We start from the raw sequence: 21,909 nt of genomic DNA, 5'->3' as shown, positions 1-21,909 counted from the left end.
GTACTCTGTTGCCCGCTACGCCGGGGGATGTCGGCAGGGGGATCGATAGTGATGCCGCCACCGCCCGGCCCGCTCACACCTGACCTAGATGGCCTAGCCAGGGTGGCTGGAGGAAGGGCAAGAATCCCATGAGGACGTTCCGCGGACTCGCGGCGGCTGTTGCTGCCATGGCAGTGGTGGCAGTGGCCGGATGCACCGATTCGGGTGACTCCGGAGGCGACAGCGCCTCCGGTGCGCTCACGAAGGTGACGTATCTAACAGCGTTCAACACGTTCGGCCGTGAGGGCTACGCGTACGTCGCGAAGGAGAAGGGCTTCTTCGAGGAGGTCGGCCTCGACGTCGACATCCAGGTCGGCACCGGCTCCGGCGAGAACATGACCGCGCTGCAGTCCGGCGCCGCGCAGTTCGCGCCGGTGGACTCGACCGGTTACATGCTGCAGAAGGCGAACGGCAGGACCGAGGGCATCACCGCGGTCGCCGCGGTGCAGCAGCGCTCGATGGTCGGCATCATGACCCTCGACGACAAGGGCATCACCACGCCGAAGGACCTCGAGGGCAAGAAGCTCGGCGACCAGAACGGCGCCACCACGTCGATCCTGTTCCCGCTGTACGCGCAGCTGGCCGGCTTCGACCACACCAAGGTGAAGATCATCCCGACCGAGGCCGGCGCGCTCGGCCCGGCGCTGGGCCAGGGCCGGGTCGACGCGATCGGCCAGTTCGTCGTGGGTCAGCCGCTGATCGAGAAGGCGGCCGGCGGTGGCACCCGCAAGGCGGTCTCGCTGGCGTTCTCCGACGTGATCACCGACCTCTACGGTCACTTCCTGCTCACCTCGGACCAGATCGCGAACGAGCAGCCGGAGATGGCGCAGAAGTTCGCGACCGCGCTGCTCAAGGGCATGGACTACTCGATCAACAACCCGCAGGAGGCGGCCGACATCCTGGCCAAGGCCGTGCCGGAGACGGACGTCGAGGTCGCCGCGGCCGAGATGGTCATCATGAAGCCGTACACCATCGGTGACGCGCCGAAGCTGGGCGTCGTCGACGCGGACCGGGTGGCCAAGGTCATCGCGATCCTGGAGGGCGCGGGTGCGATCCCGGCCGGCAAGACCCCGGCGGACTTCGTGAAGGTCGATCTGGCTCCCAAGGCCTGATCGAGCGATGCCGCAACGACATTCGGCCGTGTCCCTCGCGGGGCACGGCCGATTGTCTGTCCACAAAGGTCAGGCCGCGATCGGCTCGTCCTTGTGCATCAGCAGCTCGTGCAGGCGGGCCTGGTGCCCGGCCAGCGTCTCCAGGTACGGGCTCGGGCCGAGCGACCGCGGGCGGGGGACGTCGATCTCGACGATCTCCTTGATCCGGCCGGGTCGCGGACTGAGCACGATCACCCGGTCGGCCAGCAGCACCGCCTCGTCGATCGAGTGGGTGACGAAGACCGTGGTGGTGCGCTCCTCCATGTGGATGCGCTGCAGCTCGACGCTCATCTCCTCGCGGGTGAGCGCGTCGAGCGCGGAGAACGGCTCGTCCATCAGCATCACCTTGGGTGACTGGATCAGCGACCGGCACAGCGAGACGCGCTGCTGCATGCCGCCGGACAGCTCGTGCGGCATGGTGTTCTCGAAGCCTTCGAGGCCCACGGTGGCGAGCAGCTGGCGGGCGCGCTCGACGTGCTGGCGCTTCTTCCAACCGAAGATCTCCACCGGGAACAGCACGTTGCCCAGCACGGTACGCCACGGCAGCAGCGCGGGACGCTGGAACTGCATGGCGGTCTCCCGCCGGGCCTTGGTGACGGCGGTGCCGCCGACGACGATGTTGCCGTCCGTCACCGGGAGCAACCCGGCGATCAGCCGGAGCAATGTGGACTTGCCGCAGCCGGACCGGCCCACGATCGCGACGAACTCACCCTCGCGGATGTGCAGATTGATGCCCCGCAGCGCCTCCACGGTGCCGCGGCGTCCGTGGAACGTCCGGGAGACGTTGTTGAGCTGGATCATTTGCCCTCTCCTGTGCGATCGGCGAGCACTCTGAGCGCACAGGCTAGCCCCTGCCCATCGTGTCCGTACATAGCGTCGAATCTCATGATTTGATGCAATCGCGAATTTCCCAACCCTCGGTTCCACAAGGGAGTTCTTATGACCACGCAGGCCGTGGGGCGTTTCCGGCGCCCACAGGTCGGTGGCGTACTGCTGCCATTGTTCGCTTTCGTGCTGTTGCTGGCCGCCTGGTACGGCGCGGTACGCCTCTGGGACGTGCCGACCTCGGTGGTCCCGTCCCCCGAGCTCGCGCTCGAGGTGATCGTCGGCTCGCGTGCCGAGTACCTGATCGACCAGTCGCTGTTCACGCTGTTCGAGGTCTGGCTGGGCTTCGCCATCGCGATCGTCATCGGCGTCGCGCTGGCCCTGTCGCTGGCCGGTTCCCGCGTGCTCGACCAGGCCATCTCCCCGATCCTGGTGGCCTTCAACGCCATCCCGAAGATCGCCATCGGGCCGATGCTGGTGATGTGGTTCGGCTTCGGCTACGAGCCGAAGGTGCTGGTCGTGGTGCTGCTCTCGTTCTTCCCGATCGTGCTGTCCACGATGGCCGGCCTCAAGTCCGTGCCGGCCGACCTGATCGAGCTGACCCAGTCGCTGGCCGCGTCGCGCGCGAAGACGTTCCTCAAGGTCCGGGTGCCGTGGGCGCTGCCGCAGTTCTTCACCGGCCTCAAGCTCGGCATCTCGCTGGCCTTCGTCGGCGCGGTGGTGGGTGAGTTCATCGGCGGTGGCGGCGACGGCATCGGTTACGTGATCGCGTCGTCCCGGTCCCAGCTGAACACGCCGCTGGCGTTCGCCGGGATCTTCCTGCTCGGCCTGATGAGCGTGCTGTCGTACTACCTGATCGTCTGGCTGGAGCGGCTGCTCCTGCCGTGGGCCCGGGAGACCTCCCGGTAGTGCTTCCGGCAACGCGAAGGGGGCCCGCCGACCGGCGGGCCCCCTTCGTCGTGATGCGGGTGGATCAGGCCTTCAGGTGCCAGCGGCCGCTGTCCGCGACCAGCACCACCAGCGTCTGCGGCATCAGACCCGAGTGGTTCGTCGGGGTCAGACGGATCGGGCCGGTGATCCCGTCCAGCTGGCTGGTCTCGATCGCGCCGCGCAGCGCGTCGCCGTTCGTGCCGCCGGCCCGCTGCACGCCGTTCACGATGACCTGCACCGCGTCCGCGGCGAACGAGGACGGCCCGTAGTACGTGCCGAACCGCGACGTGTAGTCACTGAACCACGCGGCCCGCGAGGCCTTGGCCGGCGTGTTCGCGATGACCTCGTCGATCGTCAGCGTCTGCGAGAAGACCATGGTCGCGCCGTCCGACGCCTTCTGCGCCTCGCCCGACAGGAACAGGTCACCGGCCGCGGCCGCGTCGAAGAAGATCGGGCCGTCGAAGCCGGCCTTGCGGGCGCTGACCGCGACCTCCTGGGCGCGGTCCGGCAACGCGCCGACCACCAGCGCGTCCGGGGCCAGCGCGACCAGCTGCGCGACCGCGGTGTCGACCTCCGCGTCGCCCGGCGCGATCGGCCGGTCGCCGACCTTCGTCATGTCCGCGTTGCGCGCCTCGTTGGTGATCGTCTCCCGCATGTTCTCGCCGTACGGGTCGGTCGTGGTGACCAATGCGAAGCGATCAATATCGGACGCCGCAATTTCGGACACCAGTGCGGACGCGTTGTGATCCGGATTGGACGCCAGCTTGAAGATGAATTGACGTTCCGTGACCGGAAGCACCACATCGGACGACGGCGACAGAGAGATCGTCGGAAGCTTGCGCGCCGTGATCGTCTCCAGTGACTCCGTCACGCACTGCGCGCAAGCTCCTGTGATGAGCGCCGCAACATTCGAGTTGTTGGCGAACTGGGTGATGTTCTGGGCCGACAGTTTGCTGTCCGACCGGTTGTCTTTGATGTCGAGCTCGATCCTCGGGCCACCGGGTACCGCGTTGAGCTGATCTCGCTTCAGCTCCAGCGCGTTCTTGTAGGCGGTGCCCACCGAGGCGCCGGAACCGGTCAGCTCCAGATCGGCGGCGATCAGAATGGTTGCTGCGGTGTCCTCAGTGGTCGCTGAATCGCATCCGGCGGCCGTTCCCAGCAGAGCGGCCGAGGTGACCACCGCGAGCATGGCGCGGGTTGGCCTCAAGGGTCAGTCCTCCTCTTCGCGGCGCAGCGAGGGCTGCGCGGCGCTCACTGCCGTCCCGCGTACGAGACGGCAAACGCGAGAACTGTGCCAACCGTTCGGTCTACTGGTCAAGCTGGAGTGGATGCTCGTTCGTGGACACTTTGTCCCACGATGCGGGCGGGTGCGGTGTACATTTGGCATAACTTTGCGGTGATTAATAGCACGCGCCCAGTCATTCGTGCAGTTCAACGCGGTGAGACCGACTCCACACCCGGTGACTGTTCTTGGCGGATCGGTCCGGCGAGACCGATTCCTACCTCGCTGAGGCTTCCCATTCGCGGCCGCTTCTGGTGAAATCGCGGATCGTGCCGCGTGTGACAACCCCACCCCCCATGCCGTCATGAAGGCGGGTTGCGCGTGGACGAGAACGACGGAGGTCTCGTGAGCACGCACCCCAAAGCGAATTTGGGCAACTTCGCGCGTCCCGCGCGTCGATCCGGTCTGCCGCGCCTTCGCGACGCCCGGATCCGTACAAAGCTCGCCATGATCCTCGTGGTCCCGGTGGCAGCCATCCTCGTGCTCGCAAGCCTGCGGCTCTGGGAGAGCACCAACCGGGCCGTGGACGCAGGGCTGGTGCGGTCGCTGACCGCGCTCAGCCTCGACGTGTCGGCGCTCTCCCATGATCTGCACGGCGAGCGGATGGCAGCCGCTCGCCTGCTCGCGGGTGGGAACAGCGCCGAGAAGTCGAACGCGTTCACGGCCGCGACCGCGGCGACCGATCAGCGCATCGCTTCCTACCAGGCGTCCCGCCGGGCGCTCTCCGATCTGCCGGAGAACGTCGAGTCCCGGTTGCTGACCATCGACAGCAACATCGACGAGCGGCTGGACACCACCCGGCAGGACGTGCTCGCGGGGGCCAGGACGACCCCGCAGGCCGCGGTCCTGCGCTACGGCGTGGTGATGGACGACCTGATGGCCTATCTGGAGGTGATCAGCCAGACCGCCGGTGAGGGTGAGCTCGCCGACTCGCTGCGGACCGCCTTCGCGTTCTCGAACGCGAAGAACGCCACCGCGGAGGAGCAGGCCGTCGCGTACGTCGCGCTGCTGGGCAACCGGAACCTCGGTCAGGAGCAGCTCGCCTCGTTCCTCGCCACGCTCGCCGAGCAGCAGGAGGCACAGGTCGCGGTCGCGGCGTCGAACGACGAGGCGCTGCGCGGCGTGGTCAACAGCACCATCACCGGTGACGCGGTCACGTTCGCCGAGCGCGTGGCGAACACGATCATCACCACGGCCGGCTCGACCGCGCCGCCCGAGATCACCGCGGACGCCGCGTCCGCCGCCATCGGTGCGGTCGCGAACCTGATGCGGCACGCCGAGATCGACATCGAGCAGCAGCTGATCGCGTACGCGGAGGACGAGCAGAACGCGGTCGTCCAGCGAGTGATCATCGAGATCGCGCTGGTCCTCATCGCGCTCGCGCTGGCCGTCGCGCTCGCCTTCCTGCTCGCCCGCTCGCTCAACGCGTCGCTCCGGCGCCTGCGTGAGGGCGCCATGACGGTGGCCAACCACGACCTGCCAGACGCGGTCGCCCGGCTCCGTGACGTGCGCAGCCTCGGTGAGGGCGGCGCGGACGAGATCGTCAAGGAGCTGCGCGACCCGATCCGCCTCAACACCCGTGACGAGGTCGGTGAGGTCGCCCAGGCCTTCAACGTGGTGCACCGCGAGGCGGTCCGGATCGCGGCCGAGCAGGCCGCTCTCCGTACCTCCGTCTCCGCGATGTTCCTCAACCTGGCCCGCCGCTCGCAGGCGCTGGTCGACCGCATGATCGGTGAGCTGGACAAGATCGAGCGAGGTGAGGAGGACCCGAAGCGTCTCGCCCAGCTCTTCCAGCTCGACCACCTCGCCACCCGAATGCGCCGCAACGACGAGAACCTGCTGGTCCTCGCCGGTGCGGACTCCGCGCCGCCACGGCGTGAGGACGCACTCCTGATCGACGTGCTCCGGGCCTCGCAGTCCGAGGTCGAGCTCTACAACCGCATCGAGTTCGGCACGGTGGACACCGACATCTCGGTCTCCGCGCACGCGGTCAACGACGTCGTGCGGCTCGTCGCCGAGCTGCTCGACAACGCGACCCGGTTCTCGCCGCCGAACACGGTGGTGGTCGCGGACGCCCGCCGCGTCCGGGACTACGTGCTGATCCAGGTGGAGGACCGCGGCCTCGGCATGACCGAGGAGCAGATGGAGTCGCTGAACCAGCGGCTCGAGACTCCGCCCACCGTGGACGTCGGCGCGTTCCGCCTGATGGGTCTGGCCGTCGTCGGCCGGCTCGCCTCCCGTTACGGGATCCGAGTCGAGCTTCGGCCCAATGTGGAGGGTGGTACTGTCGCGCAAGTGACATTGCCGCACGGGGTGGTTGTGCTACCGCGCACCCGTGGGCGCGAGCCTGCTCTGCCGCGTCCGCGCAGCCCGCTCGCCGTCGAGCAGGGCCCGTCGGCACCGGTCAGCTCCCCGCCCGCGTGGGGCGAGTCGCTCACCCCGTCGCGTACGGCCACGCTCACCCCGCCGCGCGAGCCGGCCGAGCAGTGGCAGCAGCCCGCACCGCAGCAGCCGCGCGACTTCCAGGTCAACGCGGGCACTCCGACGCAGGCCCTGCCGGTCGCCGGGCAGAACCCGCTGCGCCCCCGGCAGGACGCCACGCAGCAGCTGCCGACCATCGGCGGGTCCGCGTTCCCGAGCCAGCGGCAGACCCAGCCCGCGGCGCTCGCCCCGGCTCCGGCGGCCCCGGTCGCTCCGGTGGCCCCGCCGGTCGCACCGCCCGCCGTGGTGCAGACGCCGATCGTGCCCCCGGTCGCCTCGGCGCCCGAGGCGCAGACCATCTCCGCCACCGTCCACCCGATGTCCGCCTCCGCCGGCGGGGTCAGCACGGCCCCGTTCGAGCGCGGCGGAGCCCCGGCCGAGCAGGCCGAGGCGCCGATCTTCCGGCAGATGGAGGCGGTCTGGTTCCGCACGCACGGCCAGGCCGACACCGCGGTCTGGTCCATGCCGACGGCCGGGTACGCCCCGCCGCCGGTCGGTGGCACCAGCACGCCGGCCCCGTCGGCCTCGTCCGCGATGACGGCCGAGACCACGGCGCTGCCGGTGCGCTCTCCTGAGCCGGCCGCGCCCCGCCGGTCCGAGAGCCGTACGACGTCGTACGGCGCGGAGACCGGCACGCTGCCGAGCGCAGGGAACCAGGCACCGGTGAGCTCGGGCTACGGCGCACCCGCCGCGGCTCCGGCCCCGCCGGCTCCGGCCCCGGCTCCGGCGGCCGCTCCGTCGGTGACGCCGGACGAGGCCACCTGGCGCACCGCGGCCGACGACGGCTGGAAGCGCGCTCAGGAGGCGGCCAAGCCGGCCACCAGCGGCACCACCCGGTCCGGCCTGCCGAAGCGGACCCCGCAGGCGCAGCTGGTCCCCGGCGGTGTCGAGACGAAGCCCGCGGAACGAACCCGTCGCACCCCCGACGAGGTGCGTGGCCTGCTGTCCGCGTACCACCGTGGTGTGCACCGCGGCCGGAGCGCCGGTGCCGAAGCCGGCGACGCCGAGTCCAACCCCAAGGAGACCAACGGATGACCCGCCAAGCTGCGATGCAGGACATGGGTTGGCTTTTGAGCAACTTCGCCGACAGCGTCGCCGGCATCGCCCACGTGGTGGCCGTGTCAGCGGACGGCCTGCTGCTCGCGTCGTCGCGGGACCTCCCGCACGACCGGGCGGACCAGCTGGCGGCCATCACCTCCGGTGTGGTCAGCCTGACCGAGGGCGCCGCCCGCATGTTCCACGGCGGCGGCGTCCAGCAGACGATCATCGAGATGGACAGCGGGTATCTCTTCCTGATGTCCATCTCGGACGGCAGCTCGATGGCCGTGCTGGCCGCGCGCAGCTGTGACGTGGGTCAGGTCGGCTACGAGATGGCGCTTCTCGTGGAGCGGGTCGGTGCGGCTCTGCGCCCGCTTCCGCGCGAGGCCGTGGGTCACCCCGTATGACCCCCCGGCGAAGCCGGACAGCAGTTAATATCTTCGATGGTTCTGACAACGGGGCAGTGCGCTACTAGGAGGTGACCGTCATGGTGCAACCGGAGGACCCCCGCGGGTCACTGGTCCGTCCTTACGCGGTCACTCGTGGCCGCACAGAGGCGCGCCGAGACATCGCCGTCGAGGCGATCCTTACGGCAAGCGTCGCCAATGTGCAGGAGGCGCGCTTCGCCGGACACGACAAGCACCGCATCGCATCCCTCTGTGAGGGCCGTGCGATGTCCCTGGCGGAGATCGCCGCGTATGCTCGCCTGCCGCTCGGCGTCGCACGCGTCATCGTCGCCGACATGGTTGTCGACGGTCTGCTGACCCTGCACAGTGCCGCTCCCGTTGAAGCGTATGAGGAGCGGATGGATCTCCTTGAAAGGGTGCTAAGTGGACTTCGCAGGCTTTGACCGAGCGGGGGGCCCGGAGCGGCGCAAAGAAATAACCTCCGCCAAGATCGTGATCGCCGGCGGCTTCGGCGTCGGCAAGACCACGCTTGTCGGCGCCGTCTCAGAGATCACTCCGCTGACCACGGAGGCGGTCATGACGGCGGCGGGCGTCGGCATCGACGACCCGTCGAAGGTGCCCGGCAAGGGCACCACCACCGTCGCCATGGACTTCGGCCGTATCACCATGGCCGACGACCTGATTCTGTACCTGTTCGGCACGCCCGGGCAGACCCGTTTCTGGTTCATGTGGGACGAGATCATCAAGGGCGCGGTCGGCGCGGCCGTCCTGGTCGACACCCGCCGCATCTCCGATGCGTTCGCCCCGCTGGACTACTTCGAGAACCGCCGGCTCCCCTACGTCGTGGCCCTCAACCGCTTCGACGGCGCGCCGATGTACGAGATCGACGAGGTGCGGGAGGCGCTTGCCATCCCGAACCACGTCCCTCTGGTGCTGTGCGACGCGCGGGAGCGGGAATCCACCAAGAATGTGCTGGTCACAGTCGTCGAGCACGCCATGATCATGCTGCGGGCGCAGCGCGATCAGGGGCAGCTCGTCGGCTGAGCCTCTCCATACGGAAGCGGCGGCGCGGTGATTCCGCGCCGCCGCTTTTTTCATACCCGTTCTCCCGCTTCCGGCGTGGTCGCCTTCCGGTGCTCCCGCGGGCACCGGTCGGCCGCGGGCGGCCTCCCTGCCTGTTCCGCGGTGGCTACCGAAGGGCGGCTTCCGCGGTGGGTACGCGACGAGGGCGGCCACCGGTGACCCGGTGGCCGCCCTCGCGTGCGGTCAGCGGTGGGACTTGAGCCACGCGCGGACGTCGGTGACGACCTGCGCGTCGGGCCCGCGGAACTCCGGGGTGAACTTCGGCGTGATGTTCATCGTGTGCGCCATGCCCGGGTAGATGATCAGCGTGTGGTCCCGGTTGCCGGCCGCGGCGACCGCGGTGTCGGCGGCGATCGCGGCGCGGGCCGGGGTCTGCAGGTCGTTCTCGCCGTTGAGCAGCAGCGTCGGGCCGGCGAACTTCGGCAGCGCCTGGGTCACCGTCGGGAAGCGGGCGATGTCCGCGACGTACTCCTGCAGCTCCTCCAGACCGGGCACGTTCGGGTACTCGTCGATGCGGCTCGCCTCGCGCAGCACCGCACCGGCCTCCGCGTCGATCGCGATCTGCCCGTCACCGTTGCGGTCCGTGCTCGCCAGCACCCTGTCGCCGTCGAGCAGGATCGCGCGGAACTGCTCGGCCACCTCCGCCGGCTGCCCGGCCAGGCCGTCGGACGCCTCCAGCGCGGTCAGCTGCCCGTCGGCGTCGAGGTCGAACTCGTCGTGCAGCTGGAGCAGCTGCCGGCCGAAGAGCTGCAACGTCAGCAGCGTCCGGATGTCCTTGCCGACCACGCCCATCGCGATCACGCCGGCCGGCGTCGGGATGCCGAACGCCTTCGGGTCGGCCGCGAGGTTGGCGGCCACGTTCGTACCCTCGCTGTGGCCGAGCAGGAAGATCTTGTTCGGGTCGATCCGCTTCGACGCCGCGCCGAACCGGATCGCGGCGGCGGCGTCCTGCTGGATCTGCTCGTACGGGTTCTTCGGGTTCAGCTGCGCCGGATCGGTGCTCTCGACCGGGCCGACGCCGGTGACCCCGCGCTTGTTGAAGCGCAGCGTCGCGAAGCCCTCCCGGTTCGCGCCCTGGGCGAGCGGCACGAACGTCGAACCGCCGCCGTCCGGCAGCGTCTGGTTCATGTCGTTGCGCCCGCTGCCGTGCAGCATGACGACCAGCGGCAGCCGGCCCTTGGCGCGGCTCGGGTAGGTGAGCTCGGCGTTGGTGACCCAGCCCTCGCCGAAGTCGATCCGGACCTGCTCACGCGTGATGCCGTCCCAGCCGGAGTGCGCACCCGCGGCGGTCGCCGGCGGCGCACCGGCCAGGACGTCCGCGCCGGCGACGCCCACCCCACCGGCGAGCACCGCGGTGGCGGCGAGCGCGACGGTCAGCTTGCGGTACTTCCACCCAGTAGTCATGCATTCGACGCTATGCGCGGCACCGCCCGGCGACGATCCAGTCAGCTGGCCGATCGAGGTACAGCAGGCTGTACCTCGATCAGTCGACCGGGAGCCGGTAGCCGCGCTTGACCACGGTCTGCACGACCCCTGGCGTGCCCAGGCCGGCGCGCAGCCGGGCCACCGCCATCTCGACCGCGTGCTCGTCCGCTCCGCGCGGCAGCGTGCGCAGCAGCGCGGCGCGGGACAGCACCCGGCCGGGCGTGGCGGCCAGCGCGCGCAGCACCGCCATCGGCGCGGGGGCCAGCGGCTTGAGCTCGCCGTCGATCACCGCGGCGTGGCCGCGGAGGGTGAGCACGTGCCCGGCGATCTTGAGGTTGAGCGCACGCTGGGGCAGCTCGTCGACCAGGGTGCGGACCATCGCGCCGAGCCGGGCCCGGGTGGGCGCGATGACCGGCACGTTGTGCCGGCGCAGCGGAGCGGCGGTCACCGGGCCCACACAGGCGGCCAGGACGTCGTGGCGCATCGCGTCCAGCACCGAGTCGGCGGACGGCCCGGCGGCGCGCAGCAGCGCGCTGACGGCCGGCGCGGAGGTGAACGTGACCGCGTCGACGAGGCGGCCGGCGATCAGGTCGACGAGGCGGTGCAGCGGCGCCGGATCGGTCGGCGGGCCCCAGCGGTAGACCGGGACCTCGATCACCCGGGCGCCGGCCGCCTCCAGGGCGTCGGAGCACTCGGGCTGCCGGTCGCCGTGCAGCTGCATCGCGATGGTCTTGCCGGCGACGCCGTACTCCTTGAGGTGCTCGACCACCTCCTCGCAGCTCTCCGAGTCGGGCGACCACTGGTCCTGCAGGCCGGCGGCGCGGATCGCACCGCGGGCCTTGGGGCCGCGGGCCACCATGTAGGCGCCGGCCAGCACGGCCCGGAGCGGCTCGCCGAGCCCCCAGCCCTCGGCCGCCTCCAGCCAGCCGCGCATGCCGATGCCCGTGTTCGCCATCACGATGTCCGGTGGGGTGTCCAGGCAGGCGCGGGTGGCGGCGCGAAGCTCGGTGTCGTCGGCGATCGGCACGATCCGGAGTGCGGGCGCGAGCACGATACGGGCGCCGCGCCGCTCCAGCAGGGAAGCCAGTTCGTCCCTGCGCCGGTCGGCGGTGACCCCGATCGTGAAGCCGCTCAGCTCGTCAGACATCTGTGGAGGGGGTCACGGGCGCACTCCCTGAGTAAGCAGTGGGCGAGGAGCCGCGGCGGGTCCGGCCGGTCCACCGACGGGCACGCGACGAACACGCCGTCCTCGGCGTCGACCCGCTCCCACGTCACGCCTGCGCTTATCGACCGTGCCTCCGGCCGGTCCGCACCGCGGCTCCTCTGTGCCGGCGGGGCGGTTCGGCAGAGAACCGCGCTCGCCGGGTGTCGAACCGGGGAACCGGCTCGGCGTCACCGCCAGGTCCGTCCTCAAGCCTGGCGGTGGCTGGGGGCGGCCGGTGCGCGCGCGGCGAACCCGGGGTGATGACACCCCGTCATGCCGCCTGTACGCGATTGCACCCGCCATGTCGGAAGAGTGCCGGGGGGCGGTTTCGCTCGGACGTCTTGATTGTTTTGAGCCTGTTAAGAGCCGCTCACGCTCCCCGATGCCCGTTGGTCAGGGGCCCCGAGCTGCCGTTTTGACCCTGGGTAGGGAGAGCGGGTATCGTTGCCTGCTGTTGTGCGATGGCTAGCGATATGCCGGTCACGTCACCGTCACCAGCCCCTGTGCTTGCACCGATCCGGCCTTGTGTTCGCGCCGATGTCGGACGGGCGCAGAGCTTCTCCGTCCCGCTGCGACGTGGAAAAGAAGGTCGGGGTAATCTGGTGTTTCGCGTGCGTGCTGGATCGACGCCAAGCGCGCGACTTCAGACCGACGACGAGACAAGGTAGACCTGTGCGTACGTACAGCCCGAAGCCGGGTGAAATCGAGCGTCAGTGGCACGTCATCGACGCGTCTGACGTCGTGCTGGGCCGACTGGCCACCCACACCGCGACTCTGCTCCGCGGTAAGCACAAGCCCACTTTCGCGCCGCACGTCGACACGGGTGACTTTGTCGTGATCATCAACGCGGGCAAGGTGGCTCTGACCGGCAACAAGCGGCAGACCAAGGTGGCGTACCGCCACTCCGGTTACCCGGGTGGTCTCAAGCAGATCGGCTACGACGAGCTGCTGACCAAGCGCCCCGAGCGCGCGATCGAGCTCGCGGTCAAGGGCATGCTGCCCCACAACAAGCTCGGCCGTCAGCTGATCAAGAAGCTGAAGGTCTACGCCGGCGCTGAGCACCCGCACGAGGCGCAGAAGCCGGTCCCGTTCGAGATCACGCAGATCGCGCAGTAGTAGCGCAGGCGAGAGAAGAAGCATGACTGACATCGACGAGCAGACGCCTGCCGCTGACGCGCCGGCGACCGACTTCGACACCGACACCACCGTGGCCGTCGCCGAGGCGACCGAGTCCGAGGTCGAGGCCGCTCCGGCGACCGCGACGCTGACTCGCGTCCCGCGCGGCGAGCGCCCGATCCAGACCGTGGGCCGCCGCAAGGAAGCCATCGTCCGGGTCCGCATCGTTCCGGGCACCGGCAAGGTGACCTGCAACGGCCGCGACATCGAGGCGTACTTCCCGAGCAAGGTGCACCAGCAGCTCATCCGTGAGCCGCTGGTGACCACGGAGAAGACCGAGGTCTTCGACGTCATCGCGAACCTGCGCGGCGGCGGCATCACCGGCCAGGCCGGTGCGCTGCGCCTCGCGATCGCCCGTGCCCTCATCGCGAACGACGGCGACGACCGTCCGGCGCTGAAGAAGGCCGGCTTCCTCACCCGGGACGCCCGGGTCAAGGAGAGCAAGAAGTACGGTCTCAAGAAGGCTCGCAAGGCGCCGCAGTACTCGAAGCGCTGACCTTGCCGGTCTGACGCTGACGGCCAGGCAAACCGCCCTCGCGGGTGGTTCGCCTGGCCGTTTGCTGTTGTACGAAGTCTCCCCGCATGTAATACGCGACTGAAAGGTCGCACCACCGCCGTGTCATGGACGAGGATGCGGCGGTCGACGACGTACCACCGAGATCAGGCGAGGGAAGGACGGCAATGGGGCGGCTCTTTGGCACCGACGGCGTGCGAGGCAAGGCCAACGCGGATCTGACGCCGGAGTTGGCGATGTCCGTGGCGGTCGCGGCCGCGCACGTGCTCGCCGAGGCGGACCACAGCCACCCGCCGCTGGCGATCGTGGGCCGTGACCCCCGGGCCAGCGGTGAGATGCTGGAGGCGGCCGTGGTCGCGGGTCTGGCCAGCGCCGGGGCGACCGTGCTGCGCGTGGGCGTGCTGCCCACGCCGGGCGTGGCATACCTGGTGGGCGAGACCAAGGCGGACTTCGGCGTGATGGTCTCCGCCTCGCACAACCCGATGCCGGACAACGGCATCAAGCTCTTCGCGGCCGGTGGGCACAAGCTGCCCGACGACATCGAGGCGAAGATCGAGGCGGCGATCGAGGCGAACAACGGCGGCTGGACCCGTCCGGTCGGTGCCGCGATCGGCCGGGTGCACGACCTGCTGGACGGTGCGGACCACTACGTGAAGCACCTGGTCGCGGCCACGCCGCACTCGCTCGAGGGCATCAAGGTCGTGGTCGACTGCGCGAACGGCGCACCCGCGGACGTGGCACCGGCCGCGTTCAGCGAGGCCGGCGCGGAGGTCGTCGTGATCAACGCGGAGCCGGACGGGCTGAACATCAACGACGAGTGCGGCGCCACCCACCTGGAGAGCCTGCAGGCCGCGGTGGTCGAGCACGGCGCGCACCTGGGCATCGGCCTGGACGGCGACGCGGACCGCTGCCTGGCGGTCTCCGCGACCGGTGAGGTGGTCGACGGCGACGAGATCATGGGCATTCTCGCCGTCGCCATGCGGGAGGCCGGCACGCTGACCGGTGACACGCTGGTGACCACCGTGATGAGCAACCTCGGGCTGCGGATCGCGATGCGCGAGGCCGGCATCGAACTGCGCGAGACCAAGGTCGGCGACCGGTACGTGCTGGACGAGCTGCGCGCCTCCGACCTCGCGCTGGGCGGCGAGCAGAGCGGCCACGTGGTGATGCCCGCGCACGCCACCACCGGCGACGGCACGCTGACCGGCCTGCACCTGATGGCGCGGATGGCCGCGACCGGCAAGTCCCTCGCGGAGCTGGCGTCGATCATGACGAAGCTGCCGCAGGTGCTGATCAACGTGCCGGTCTCGGACCGGGCCGCGGTCGCGTCCGCCCCGGCGGTCAAGGCCGCGGTGGCCGAGGCCGAGGCGGAGCTGGGCGACACCGGCCGGGTGCTGCTCCGCCCGTCCGGCACGGAGCAGCTGGTCCGGGTCATGATCGAGGCGGCGACCGCGGAGACCGCGCAGCGCGTGGCCGACCGCGTCGCGGACGTGGTCCGCACCGTCTAGCACGTCGTGGTCGAGGCGTCCCCGAGCCGTTCCGGCGGCCCGGGGGGCCTCGTTCATGGACGGGGTTCGCCGAACAGCCTCAGGAACTCGAACCGGGACTGGGCGATGCCGCTGCACGAGGGGGACACCGTGCCGGAGCAGCCGTCGTTGTCCCGGTTGACGGACCAGAAGCGCACGAAGCCCAGGCCGCGCTCCTCCGCGTACCGCAGGACGGTCTGTGCGTCCGTCAGCGTGGTGACCGGGCCGGTGTCGTTGACGCCGATCATGGGGGTCACGCCGAGCATGCGGTGGACGTCCCGGTCCGGCCAGATCGCGGCCAGGTCCGCCGCGACCGCGTCGGTGGCCGCGATCATCGCGTCGGCCCAGCCCGCACCGGCCGGGTCGAAGTTCATCGTCATCGCGTTGACGGACAGCTCGACGCCGGCCGCGGCGGCGCTCCGCAGCAGCGCCGTCGTCTCGTCCGTCAGCCCCCGGGCGGCACCCGCGACCGGCACGGTCAGCGTGATCGAGGTGCCGCGCTCCCGCTGCAGGTCCGCGAGCGCGCCGGTGACCGTCTCCGGCGTGACCGGCCGCTCGACGTCCACGTCCAGGTCGTTGCTGCCGGCCGCGTCCAGCGCCGCCCGGTAGGCCGCGGTCAGCTCCGCGCGGGAACACACGCTCTCCAGGTACGTGCCGGTCGCACCGCCGGTCGACACGGTCACCTCGCCGCCCAGCCGGGCGATCGCGTCCAGGTCCGCCTGCACCCGCGGCGCGTCCAGCGGCAGCGTGCCGCCCCAGGTCGGCGCGCAGGCCTTCGTCGACCGGTCCGCGACCACGAACGCGAGCGTGAAGTCGGTCTGACCGGATTCCCGGACGGCCGCCGCGATGTCGAGCGAGCCGCTGGCGATGTCGACGTAGGGCGCCACCCGCAGCGGCGGTCGCGGATCGTCGGCGGCGGTGCAGCCGGCGGCGAGCAGGACCGGCACGAGTACGGCGAGGCGTTTCCACAGCACGCCTCTGCCCAACGAGCCGGCCGGCGGCACGGTGTCTGTGATCGCCGCCACAAACCGTAAGGAGCGCCTTGAGCCGGTCGAGGGAAGATAGTGAGGCGCTGGTTCCTGCTCATCGCGACACTCGGGCTCGTCGTCGGACTGCTGCTGGTCAACGGCGTGGTGACGAGCCGGCTCGGAGTTCCCGACGTGCCGGTCGCCGGCGCGGCCGAGCCACCGAAGCGGCATGTCGTGCTCGCGTTCGACGGCGGCCCGGATCCGGCGTTCACGCCCGAGATCCTGCGCGTGCTGGCCGAGCACGACGTGCCCGCGGTCTTCTTCATGACCGGCGCGCGCATCGCCCGGCACCCCGGCATCGTGCGTGACGTCCGGAACGCCGGCCACGAGATCGGCATCGACACGGCCACCACCCGGTACGCGCTGGCCGGCGCCGCGAACGTCACCAGCACGCTGCTGCGCGGCACGGGGACGACGCGGGAGAGCCGGGACGGCGACCCGGCCGCGACGCTGACCGACATCCGGCGCGCGGTCATGCCGCCGGGCGGCGCGGGCGCGGTCGTGCGCTTCGCCGGCGGCGACCGGACCGCGGCCGCGCTGGACGCGGTGATCCCGGAGCTGAAACGGGCCGGCTACACGATCACCACGCTGCGGGACACCCCGGTCAACCCGGCCCCGGACACCACGGAGCGGGCGCTCGGCCTGGCACTGGTCGGCCTGGTGCAGGCCGGCTGGACGGTGGCGAGCTGGTTCACGGTCGCGTTGCTGCTGCTCGGCGCGCTCCTGCTGGCCCGGGCCGCGCTCGTGCCGGCCGGGCGGCGGCGGATCACGCACGAGCGGGGCTACCACCGCCGGGTCACGATCGTCGTACCGGTACACAACGCCGAGGAGCGCATCACGGAGATGCTGGGCTCGTTCGGCCCGGCGGACGTCATCGTGGTCGACGACGGGTCCACGGACCGCACCGCGCAGGTCGCGGAGGCGTATCCGGGCGTCACGGTGCTGCGCCAGCGGCACGCGGGCCGGGCCGCCGCGCTGAACACCGGCATCGCGCACGCCACCACGGACGTGATCGTGCTGACGGACGGCGAGACGACCTTCGGGCCGGACACCGTGTCCGCGCTGGCCGGGCCGTTCGCGGACCCGGCGGTCGGCGCGGTCGCCGGTGACGCCGGCTCCGGCGCGCGCCAGCGGGCGTACGACGCGCTGCGCTGCCTGCCGACGGTCCCGGCCGCGGTCGGCGCGTACCGGCGGGAGGCACTGCGCCAGGTCGACGGGCTCTCCGACGACACGCTCGCCGAGGACACCGACCTGACCGTCGCGGTCGTCCGCGCCGGCTGGCGGGTGGTCTGCGCACCGGACGCCCGCGTCCCGGCGCGGCCACGCCCGTACACCGCGGTCTACGGCGACATGCAGGCGATGTGGAAGCACCGGCGGGTGCTCGTCGAGTCCGGTGCCGGTGGCCGCTACGGACGGCGGGCACTGCTCGCGCTGCTGCTCTTCCACACGCTGCTGCCGCTGCTGGCACCGCTGATCGACCTCTACCTGATCTACGGCCTGCTCTTCGACGACCCGGTGCGGACCGTGGCGATCTGGCTCGGCGTGCTCGCGCTCCAACTCGCCGGGGGCACGTGGACGGAGATCGTCCGGCGGCCGCTGACCTACCCGATGCTGATCGCCGCCTCCCGGCACGGCCGTCACGCGCCGCGCCGCAGCCGCGGGCTGGAGGCGCTGATGGGCGCGCGGCTGCCCACCGGGTCGGCCACGACTACGGCCCGGCCAGGCGCCTGACCGCCTCGTCGATGACCTCCTCGCGCTTGCAGAACGCGAACCGGACCAGCGTCCGCGCCGGCTCCGGGTGGTCGTAGAAGACCTGGGTCGGGATGGCCGCGACGCCGAGCCGCCCGGGCAGCTCCCGGCAGAACGCGATGCCGTCGCCGTCCGAGACGCCGGAGATGTCGGCCGTGATGAAGTAGGTGCCCTCGGACGGCAGCACACGCAGGCCGGCCCGGGTCAGTCCGTCCGCGAGCCGGTCCCGGCGGGCCTGCATGCCGTCCCGGAGGTCCCGGTAGTACGCGTCCGGCAGGTCCAGCGCGACCGCGACCGCCGGCTGGAACGGCGCGCCGTTGACGTACGTCAGGAACTGCTTGACGCGGGTGACCGCGCTGATCAGCTCGCGCGGGCCGCTGACCCAGCCGATCTTCCAGCCGGTGCAGGAGAACGTCTTGCCGGCCGAGGAGATGCGCAGCGTGCGTTCCCGCATGCCGTCCAGCGTGGCCAGCGGGACGTGCGGTGCCGCGCTGTCCGTGAAGACCAGGTGCTCGTAGACCTCGTCGGTGACCGCGTAGACGTCGTGCTCCCGGCACAGTTGCGCGATCAGCTCCAGCTCGGCGCGGGTGAAGACCTTGCCGGTGGGGTTGTGCGGCGAGTTGAGCAGCACCAGCCGGGTCCGGTCGGAGAACGCCGCGCGCAGCTGCTCCGGGTCGAAGACGAAGCGCCCGTCCGGGACCAGCGTGACCGGGCGGCGCACCGCACCGGCCAGTGCGATCGACGCGGCGTAGCTGTCGTAGAACGGCTCGAAGCAGACCACCTCGTCGCCCGGCTCGCACAGCGCCAGGATCGTCGCCGCGATCGCCTCGGTCGCGCCCGCCGTGATCAGGATCTCGCCGTCCGGGTCGTACCCCAGATCCCAGAACCGCCGCTGGTGACGCGCGACCGCGGCGCGTAGTTCCGGAACGCCCGGCCCCGGCGGGTACTGGTTCCGCCCGCCGCGCAGCGCCGCCTCCGCGGCGGCCAGCATCTCCGGCGGCCCGTCCGTGTCCGGGAAGCCCTGACCGAGGTTGACCGCGCCCGTCCGGACCGCGAGCGCGGACATCTCCGCGAAGATCGTGGTGCCGAACGGGCGCATGCGTGCCACCAGTGGATCAGTCACCCGTCTACGAAACCATGACGAACTGCATACAGGTAGCGGTGGTGGCGTTGCCGGACGCGGTGCGCTTCACGATCTCCTTGCCGTCCAGCGTGATCCGGCAGGTGAGCTCCGAGTTGTCGGTGCCGAAGTGGATGCCGGTCACGCTCAGCAGCGGCGTCTCCGAGCCGAGCGTGAACTCCTTCCGCCACGGCAACCGCACGTCCCGCTCGGACTTCGGCGTGGTGCCGGCCTCCGTGTACGTGACCGCGGCGTCGTCCGGGCCGGTGACCTCGTAGACGACCGTCGCGTCCGGGCTCGCGGTGATGCCGGCACCGGTCGGGAGCAGGTCGTCCAGGTCCGGCAGTCCGGGGATCTGGAACGGGTCCTCCGTCTCCGGCGCGCTGCCGGTGGGCGCCGGGCGGGTCGGCTCCGGAGCGGCCGTCGGCAGCGGCGGCAACGAGGGCAGGATGTCCTGCGCCGCGTTCCGCGCCTGGTTGACGACCAGCACGCCGGCCACGACCGTGCCCGCGCAGAGCAGCACGACGGCCACCACGATGACCGCGAGGATCGGCTTCACCGAGCGCTGCTGCGGCGGTGGTGCCGTCGGCGGCTGCTGCTGCGGGTCGTAGGCCCAGTTCGTGGTCGGCGGCGGCGGGTACGACGGGCCGTACGGCATCGGCTGCTCCGGCATGCCCTCCGGGGGCCGCGCCCACGGGTTGGGCTGCTCGGGCTGGTGGGACGGCGGATGGGGCTCGGTCATGGCCTCGGTGCTCCAAAGATGGCGCGTCGGTCCGGTCAGAGGGCGGGCGGTCGGGGGCAATACACCGTGTACCAGCCTGCCTCATCGCAGCAATCGGCTTACCGACAGGTACCTGGGATGTTCTGTCCGTATAGGTCCCACATAAATCCCCCAATCGCGCAATGTCCGTGAGCGAATACCCGGACTTCGCGCACGCAGGTTGAGCAAAACTCCGCTACGCTGGCTGCCATGTGCGGAATCGTGGGTTACGTCGGCGACCGGCCGGCTCTGAGCATCGTGTTGGACGGGCTGCGGCGGCTCGAGTACCGGGGTTACGACTCGGCGGGCGTCGCCATCGTCGGTGACGGCACGCTGCACACCGAGAAGAAGGCGGGCAAGCTCGCCAACCTGGAGAAGGCGCTCGGCGAGGGCGCGGCCAGCGGCATCACGGCCGGCACCACCGGCATCGGGCACACCCGCTGGGCCACCCACGGCGGCCCCACCGACCGCAACGCCCACCCGCACGTCTCGCAGGACGGCCGCGTCGCGGTCATCCACAACGGCATCATCGAGAACTTCGCCCGCCTCCGCGTCGAGCTGGAGGCGCTCGGCGTCGAGTTCAGCAGCGAGACCGACACCGAGGTCGCCGCGCACCTGCTCTCCATCGCGCTCACCGAGGTCAACTCCGAGGGGCAGAGCGGCCCGCAGGCGCTCGCCGAGGCCATGCGCCGCGTCTCCCGCCGGCTGGAGGGCGCGTTCACGCTGCTCGCCGTGGACACCGCGATCCCCGGCGCGGTGGTCGGCGCCCGCCGCAACTCGCCGCTCGTGGTCGGCCGCGGCGAGGGGGAGAACTACCTGGCCAGCGACGTCTCCGCGTTCATCGAGCACACCCGCGAGGCGGTCGAGCTCGGCCAGGACCAGGTCGTGCTGATCACGCCGGAGGGCATCGAGATCACCGGCTTCGACGGCACCGCCGTCGAGGGCCGCCCGTTCCACATCGACTGGGACGCGTCCGCCGCCGAGAAGGGCGGCTACGACTACTTCATGCTCAAGGAGATCGCCGAGCAGCCGCAGGCGGTCGCGGACACGCTGCTCGGCCGGCTCACCGAGACCGGCGAGATCGTGCTCGACGAGGTCCGCCTCACGGAGCAGGACCTGCGCGACGTCGACAAGATCTTCATCGTCGCGTGCGGCACGGCGTACCACTCGGGCCTGGTCGCGAAGTACGCGATCGAGCACTGGACCCGCATCCCGTGCGAGGTCGAGACGGCCAGCGAGTTCCGCTACCGCGACCCGGTCCTGGACCGCTCGACGCTGGTCATCGCGATCTCCCAGTCCGGCGAGACGATGGACACGCTGATGGCGCTCCGGCACGCCAAGGAGCAGAAGGCGCGCGTCCTCGCGATCTGCAACACGAACGGCTCGACCATCCCGCGCGAGTCCGACGCCGTGCTCTACACGCACGGCGGGCCGGAGGTCGCGGTCGCGTCCACCAAGGCGTTCCTCACCCAGCTCGTCGCCTGCTACCTGATCGGCCTGCACCTCGCGCAGGTCCGCGGCATCAAGTACGCGGACGAGGTCGGCGCGGTCGTCAAGCAGCTCCAGGAGATGCCGGACAAGCTGCGCACCGTGCTGGAGTCGATGGAGCCGGTCCGCAAGCTCGCCCGCGACCTCGCCTCCGCGCAGCAGGTGCTGTTCATCGGGCGGCACGTCGGCTACCCGGTGGCGCTGGAGGGCGCGCTCAAGCTCAAGGAACTGGCCTACATGCACGCCGAGGGCTTCGCGGCGGGCGAGCTCAAGCACGGCCCGATCGCGCTCATCGACCAGGGCACGCCGGTCGTCTGCATCGTCCCGTCCCCGGCCGGCCGCGGCGTCCTGCACGACAAGATCGTGTCGAACATCCAGGAGGTCCGGGCCCGCGGCGCCCGCACCATCGTCATCGCCGAGGAGGGTGACGACGCGGTCGTCCCCTACGCCGACGAGCTGATCCGCGTCCCGCGTACCCCGACGCTGCTGGCACCGCTGGTCACCACGGTGCCGCTCCAGGTCCTCTCCTGCGAGATCGCCAGCTCCCGCGGCCACGACGTCGACCAGCCGCGCAACCTGGCCAAGTCGGTCACCGTCGAGTAAGGCGGGTTTCTCGCCGAAGGCCGGTCCGCGTGCGTGCGCGGGCCGGCCTTTTCGTTCGATGCGATATACCCGCTCCCCGG

18 protein-coding genes are annotated in these 21,909 nt (G+C 70.9%); 11 read left to right on the top strand and 7 right to left on the bottom strand.

Annotated features, from left to right (window positions below):
- Positions 1-245: 245 nt before the first annotated feature.
- The gene (locus J2S44_RS15465) at positions 246-1,151 is read left to right on the top strand and encodes an ABC transporter substrate-binding protein (protein ID WP_310413914.1); all 906 of its coding nucleotides are present in this window, start codon (positions 246-248) and stop codon (positions 1,149-1,151) included.
- Positions 1,152-1,220: 69 nt separating this feature from the next.
- Here the strand turns inward: J2S44_RS15465 and J2S44_RS15460 are convergent, their stop codons facing one another.
- Positions 1,221-1,991: an ABC transporter ATP-binding protein gene (locus J2S44_RS15460; protein ID WP_310413912.1), complete on the bottom strand. Its 771-nt coding sequence runs from the start codon at positions 1,989-1,991 to the stop codon at positions 1,221-1,223.
- Positions 1,992-2,129: 138 nt separating this feature from the next.
- Between J2S44_RS15460 and J2S44_RS15455 the strand changes: the two genes are divergently transcribed.
- Complete coding sequence (locus tag J2S44_RS15455) at positions 2,130-2,924, top strand: ABC transporter permease (RefSeq protein ID WP_310413908.1); 795 nt, start codon at positions 2,130-2,132, stop codon at positions 2,922-2,924.
- A 64-nt stretch (positions 2,925-2,988) separates the two neighbouring features.
- Here J2S44_RS15455 and J2S44_RS15450 read toward each other — a convergent pair whose 3' ends face one another.
- Positions 2,989-4,152: an ABC transporter substrate-binding protein gene (locus J2S44_RS15450; RefSeq protein WP_310413905.1), complete on the bottom strand. Its 1,164-nt coding sequence runs from the start codon at positions 4,150-4,152 to the stop codon at positions 2,989-2,991.
- Positions 4,153-4,572: 420 nt separating this feature from the next.
- On the opposite strand from J2S44_RS15450, the gene J2S44_RS15445 reads away from it, so the two are divergent.
- From J2S44_RS15445 to J2S44_RS15430, 4 genes are all read left to right on the top strand, one after another.
- Positions 4,573-7,743 carry a sensor histidine kinase gene (locus J2S44_RS15445; RefSeq protein WP_374727849.1) on the top strand — a complete coding sequence of 1,057 codons (3,171 nt, stop codon included), beginning with the start codon at positions 4,573-4,575 and terminating at the stop codon, positions 7,741-7,743.
- Positions 7,740-8,153, top strand: a complete 414-nt coding sequence (locus J2S44_RS15440) for a roadblock/LC7 domain-containing protein (RefSeq protein ID WP_310413900.1) — start codon at positions 7,740-7,742, stop codon at positions 8,151-8,153. Before J2S44_RS15445 ends, J2S44_RS15440 begins: the two co-directional genes overlap by 4 nt.
- 80 nt (positions 8,154-8,233) lie before the next feature.
- On the top strand, positions 8,234-8,596 hold the full coding sequence (locus J2S44_RS15435; RefSeq protein WP_307240984.1) for a DUF742 domain-containing protein: 363 nt from the start codon (positions 8,234-8,236) through the stop codon (positions 8,594-8,596).
- Positions 8,577-9,197: a GTP-binding protein gene (locus tag J2S44_RS15430; RefSeq protein WP_310413897.1), complete on the top strand. Its 621-nt coding sequence runs from the start codon at positions 8,577-8,579 to the stop codon at positions 9,195-9,197. Before J2S44_RS15435 ends, J2S44_RS15430 begins: the two co-directional genes overlap by 20 nt.
- A 222-nt stretch (positions 9,198-9,419) precedes the next feature.
- On the opposite strand, the gene J2S44_RS15425 is transcribed toward J2S44_RS15430, so the two are convergent.
- Both J2S44_RS15425 and J2S44_RS15420 read right to left on the bottom strand, forming a co-directional pair.
- Positions 9,420-10,640, bottom strand: a complete 1,221-nt coding sequence (locus tag J2S44_RS15425) for an alpha/beta hydrolase (RefSeq protein ID WP_310413894.1) — start codon at positions 10,638-10,640, stop codon at positions 9,420-9,422.
- 79 nt (positions 10,641-10,719) lie between these two features.
- Positions 10,720-11,808, bottom strand: a complete 1,089-nt coding sequence (locus J2S44_RS15420) for a uroporphyrinogen-III synthase (RefSeq protein WP_310413891.1) — start codon at positions 11,806-11,808, stop codon at positions 10,720-10,722.
- 729 nt (positions 11,809-12,537) lie between these two features.
- On the opposite strand from J2S44_RS15420, the gene rplM reads away from it, so the two are divergent.
- From rplM to glmM, 3 genes are all read left to right on the top strand, one after another.
- The gene (gene rplM, locus J2S44_RS15415) at positions 12,538-12,981 is read left to right on the top strand and encodes a 50S ribosomal protein L13 (RefSeq protein ID WP_310413888.1); all 444 of its coding nucleotides are present in this window, start codon (positions 12,538-12,540) and stop codon (positions 12,979-12,981) included.
- Between the two features lie 22 nt (positions 12,982-13,003).
- Positions 13,004-13,537, top strand: a complete 534-nt coding sequence (gene rpsI, locus J2S44_RS15410) for a 30S ribosomal protein S9 (RefSeq protein WP_310413885.1) — start codon at positions 13,004-13,006, stop codon at positions 13,535-13,537.
- A gap of 185 nt (positions 13,538-13,722) precedes the next feature.
- The gene (gene glmM, locus J2S44_RS15405) at positions 13,723-15,063 is read left to right on the top strand and encodes a phosphoglucosamine mutase (RefSeq protein WP_310413882.1); all 1,341 of its coding nucleotides are present in this window, start codon (positions 13,723-13,725) and stop codon (positions 15,061-15,063) included.
- A gap of 53 nt (positions 15,064-15,116) precedes the next feature.
- Here glmM and J2S44_RS15400 read toward each other — a convergent pair whose 3' ends face one another.
- On the bottom strand, positions 15,117-16,106 hold the full coding sequence (locus tag J2S44_RS15400; RefSeq protein WP_310413879.1) for a glycoside hydrolase family 18 protein: 990 nt from the start codon (positions 16,104-16,106) through the stop codon (positions 15,117-15,119).
- Positions 16,107-16,145: 39 nt separating this feature from the next.
- Between J2S44_RS15400 and J2S44_RS15395 the strand changes: the two genes are divergently transcribed.
- Positions 16,146-17,840 carry a bifunctional polysaccharide deacetylase/glycosyltransferase family 2 protein gene (locus tag J2S44_RS15395; RefSeq protein ID WP_310413877.1) on the top strand — a complete coding sequence of 565 codons (1,695 nt, stop codon included), beginning with the start codon at positions 16,146-16,148 and terminating at the stop codon, positions 17,838-17,840.
- Here J2S44_RS15395 and J2S44_RS15390 read toward each other — a convergent pair.
- Positions 17,818-18,957: a pyridoxal phosphate-dependent aminotransferase gene (locus J2S44_RS15390; RefSeq protein WP_310429689.1), complete on the bottom strand. Its 1,140-nt coding sequence runs from the start codon at positions 18,955-18,957 to the stop codon at positions 17,818-17,820. The genes J2S44_RS15395 and J2S44_RS15390 overlap by 23 nt on opposite strands.
- 28 nt (positions 18,958-18,985) lie before the next feature.
- Positions 18,986-19,720: an MmpS family transport accessory protein gene (locus J2S44_RS15385; RefSeq protein ID WP_310413875.1), complete on the bottom strand. Its 735-nt coding sequence runs from the start codon at positions 19,718-19,720 to the stop codon at positions 18,986-18,988.
- A gap of 228 nt (positions 19,721-19,948) precedes the next feature.
- Here J2S44_RS15385 and glmS point away from each other — a divergent pair, with 228 nt between their 5' ends.
- Positions 19,949-21,829, top strand: a complete 1,881-nt coding sequence (gene glmS / locus J2S44_RS15380) for a glutamine--fructose-6-phosphate transaminase (isomerizing) (protein WP_310413872.1) — start codon at positions 19,949-19,951, stop codon at positions 21,827-21,829.
- The last annotated feature ends 80 nt before the right edge of the window (positions 21,830-21,909 follow it).

Origin of the sequence: Catenuloplanes niger (genome assembly GCF_031458255.1) — a bacterium.
Taxonomy (GTDB): domain Bacteria; phylum Actinomycetota; class Actinomycetes; order Mycobacteriales; family Micromonosporaceae; genus Catenuloplanes; species Catenuloplanes niger.
This window is presented reverse-complemented; position numbering and strand designations above follow the sequence as displayed.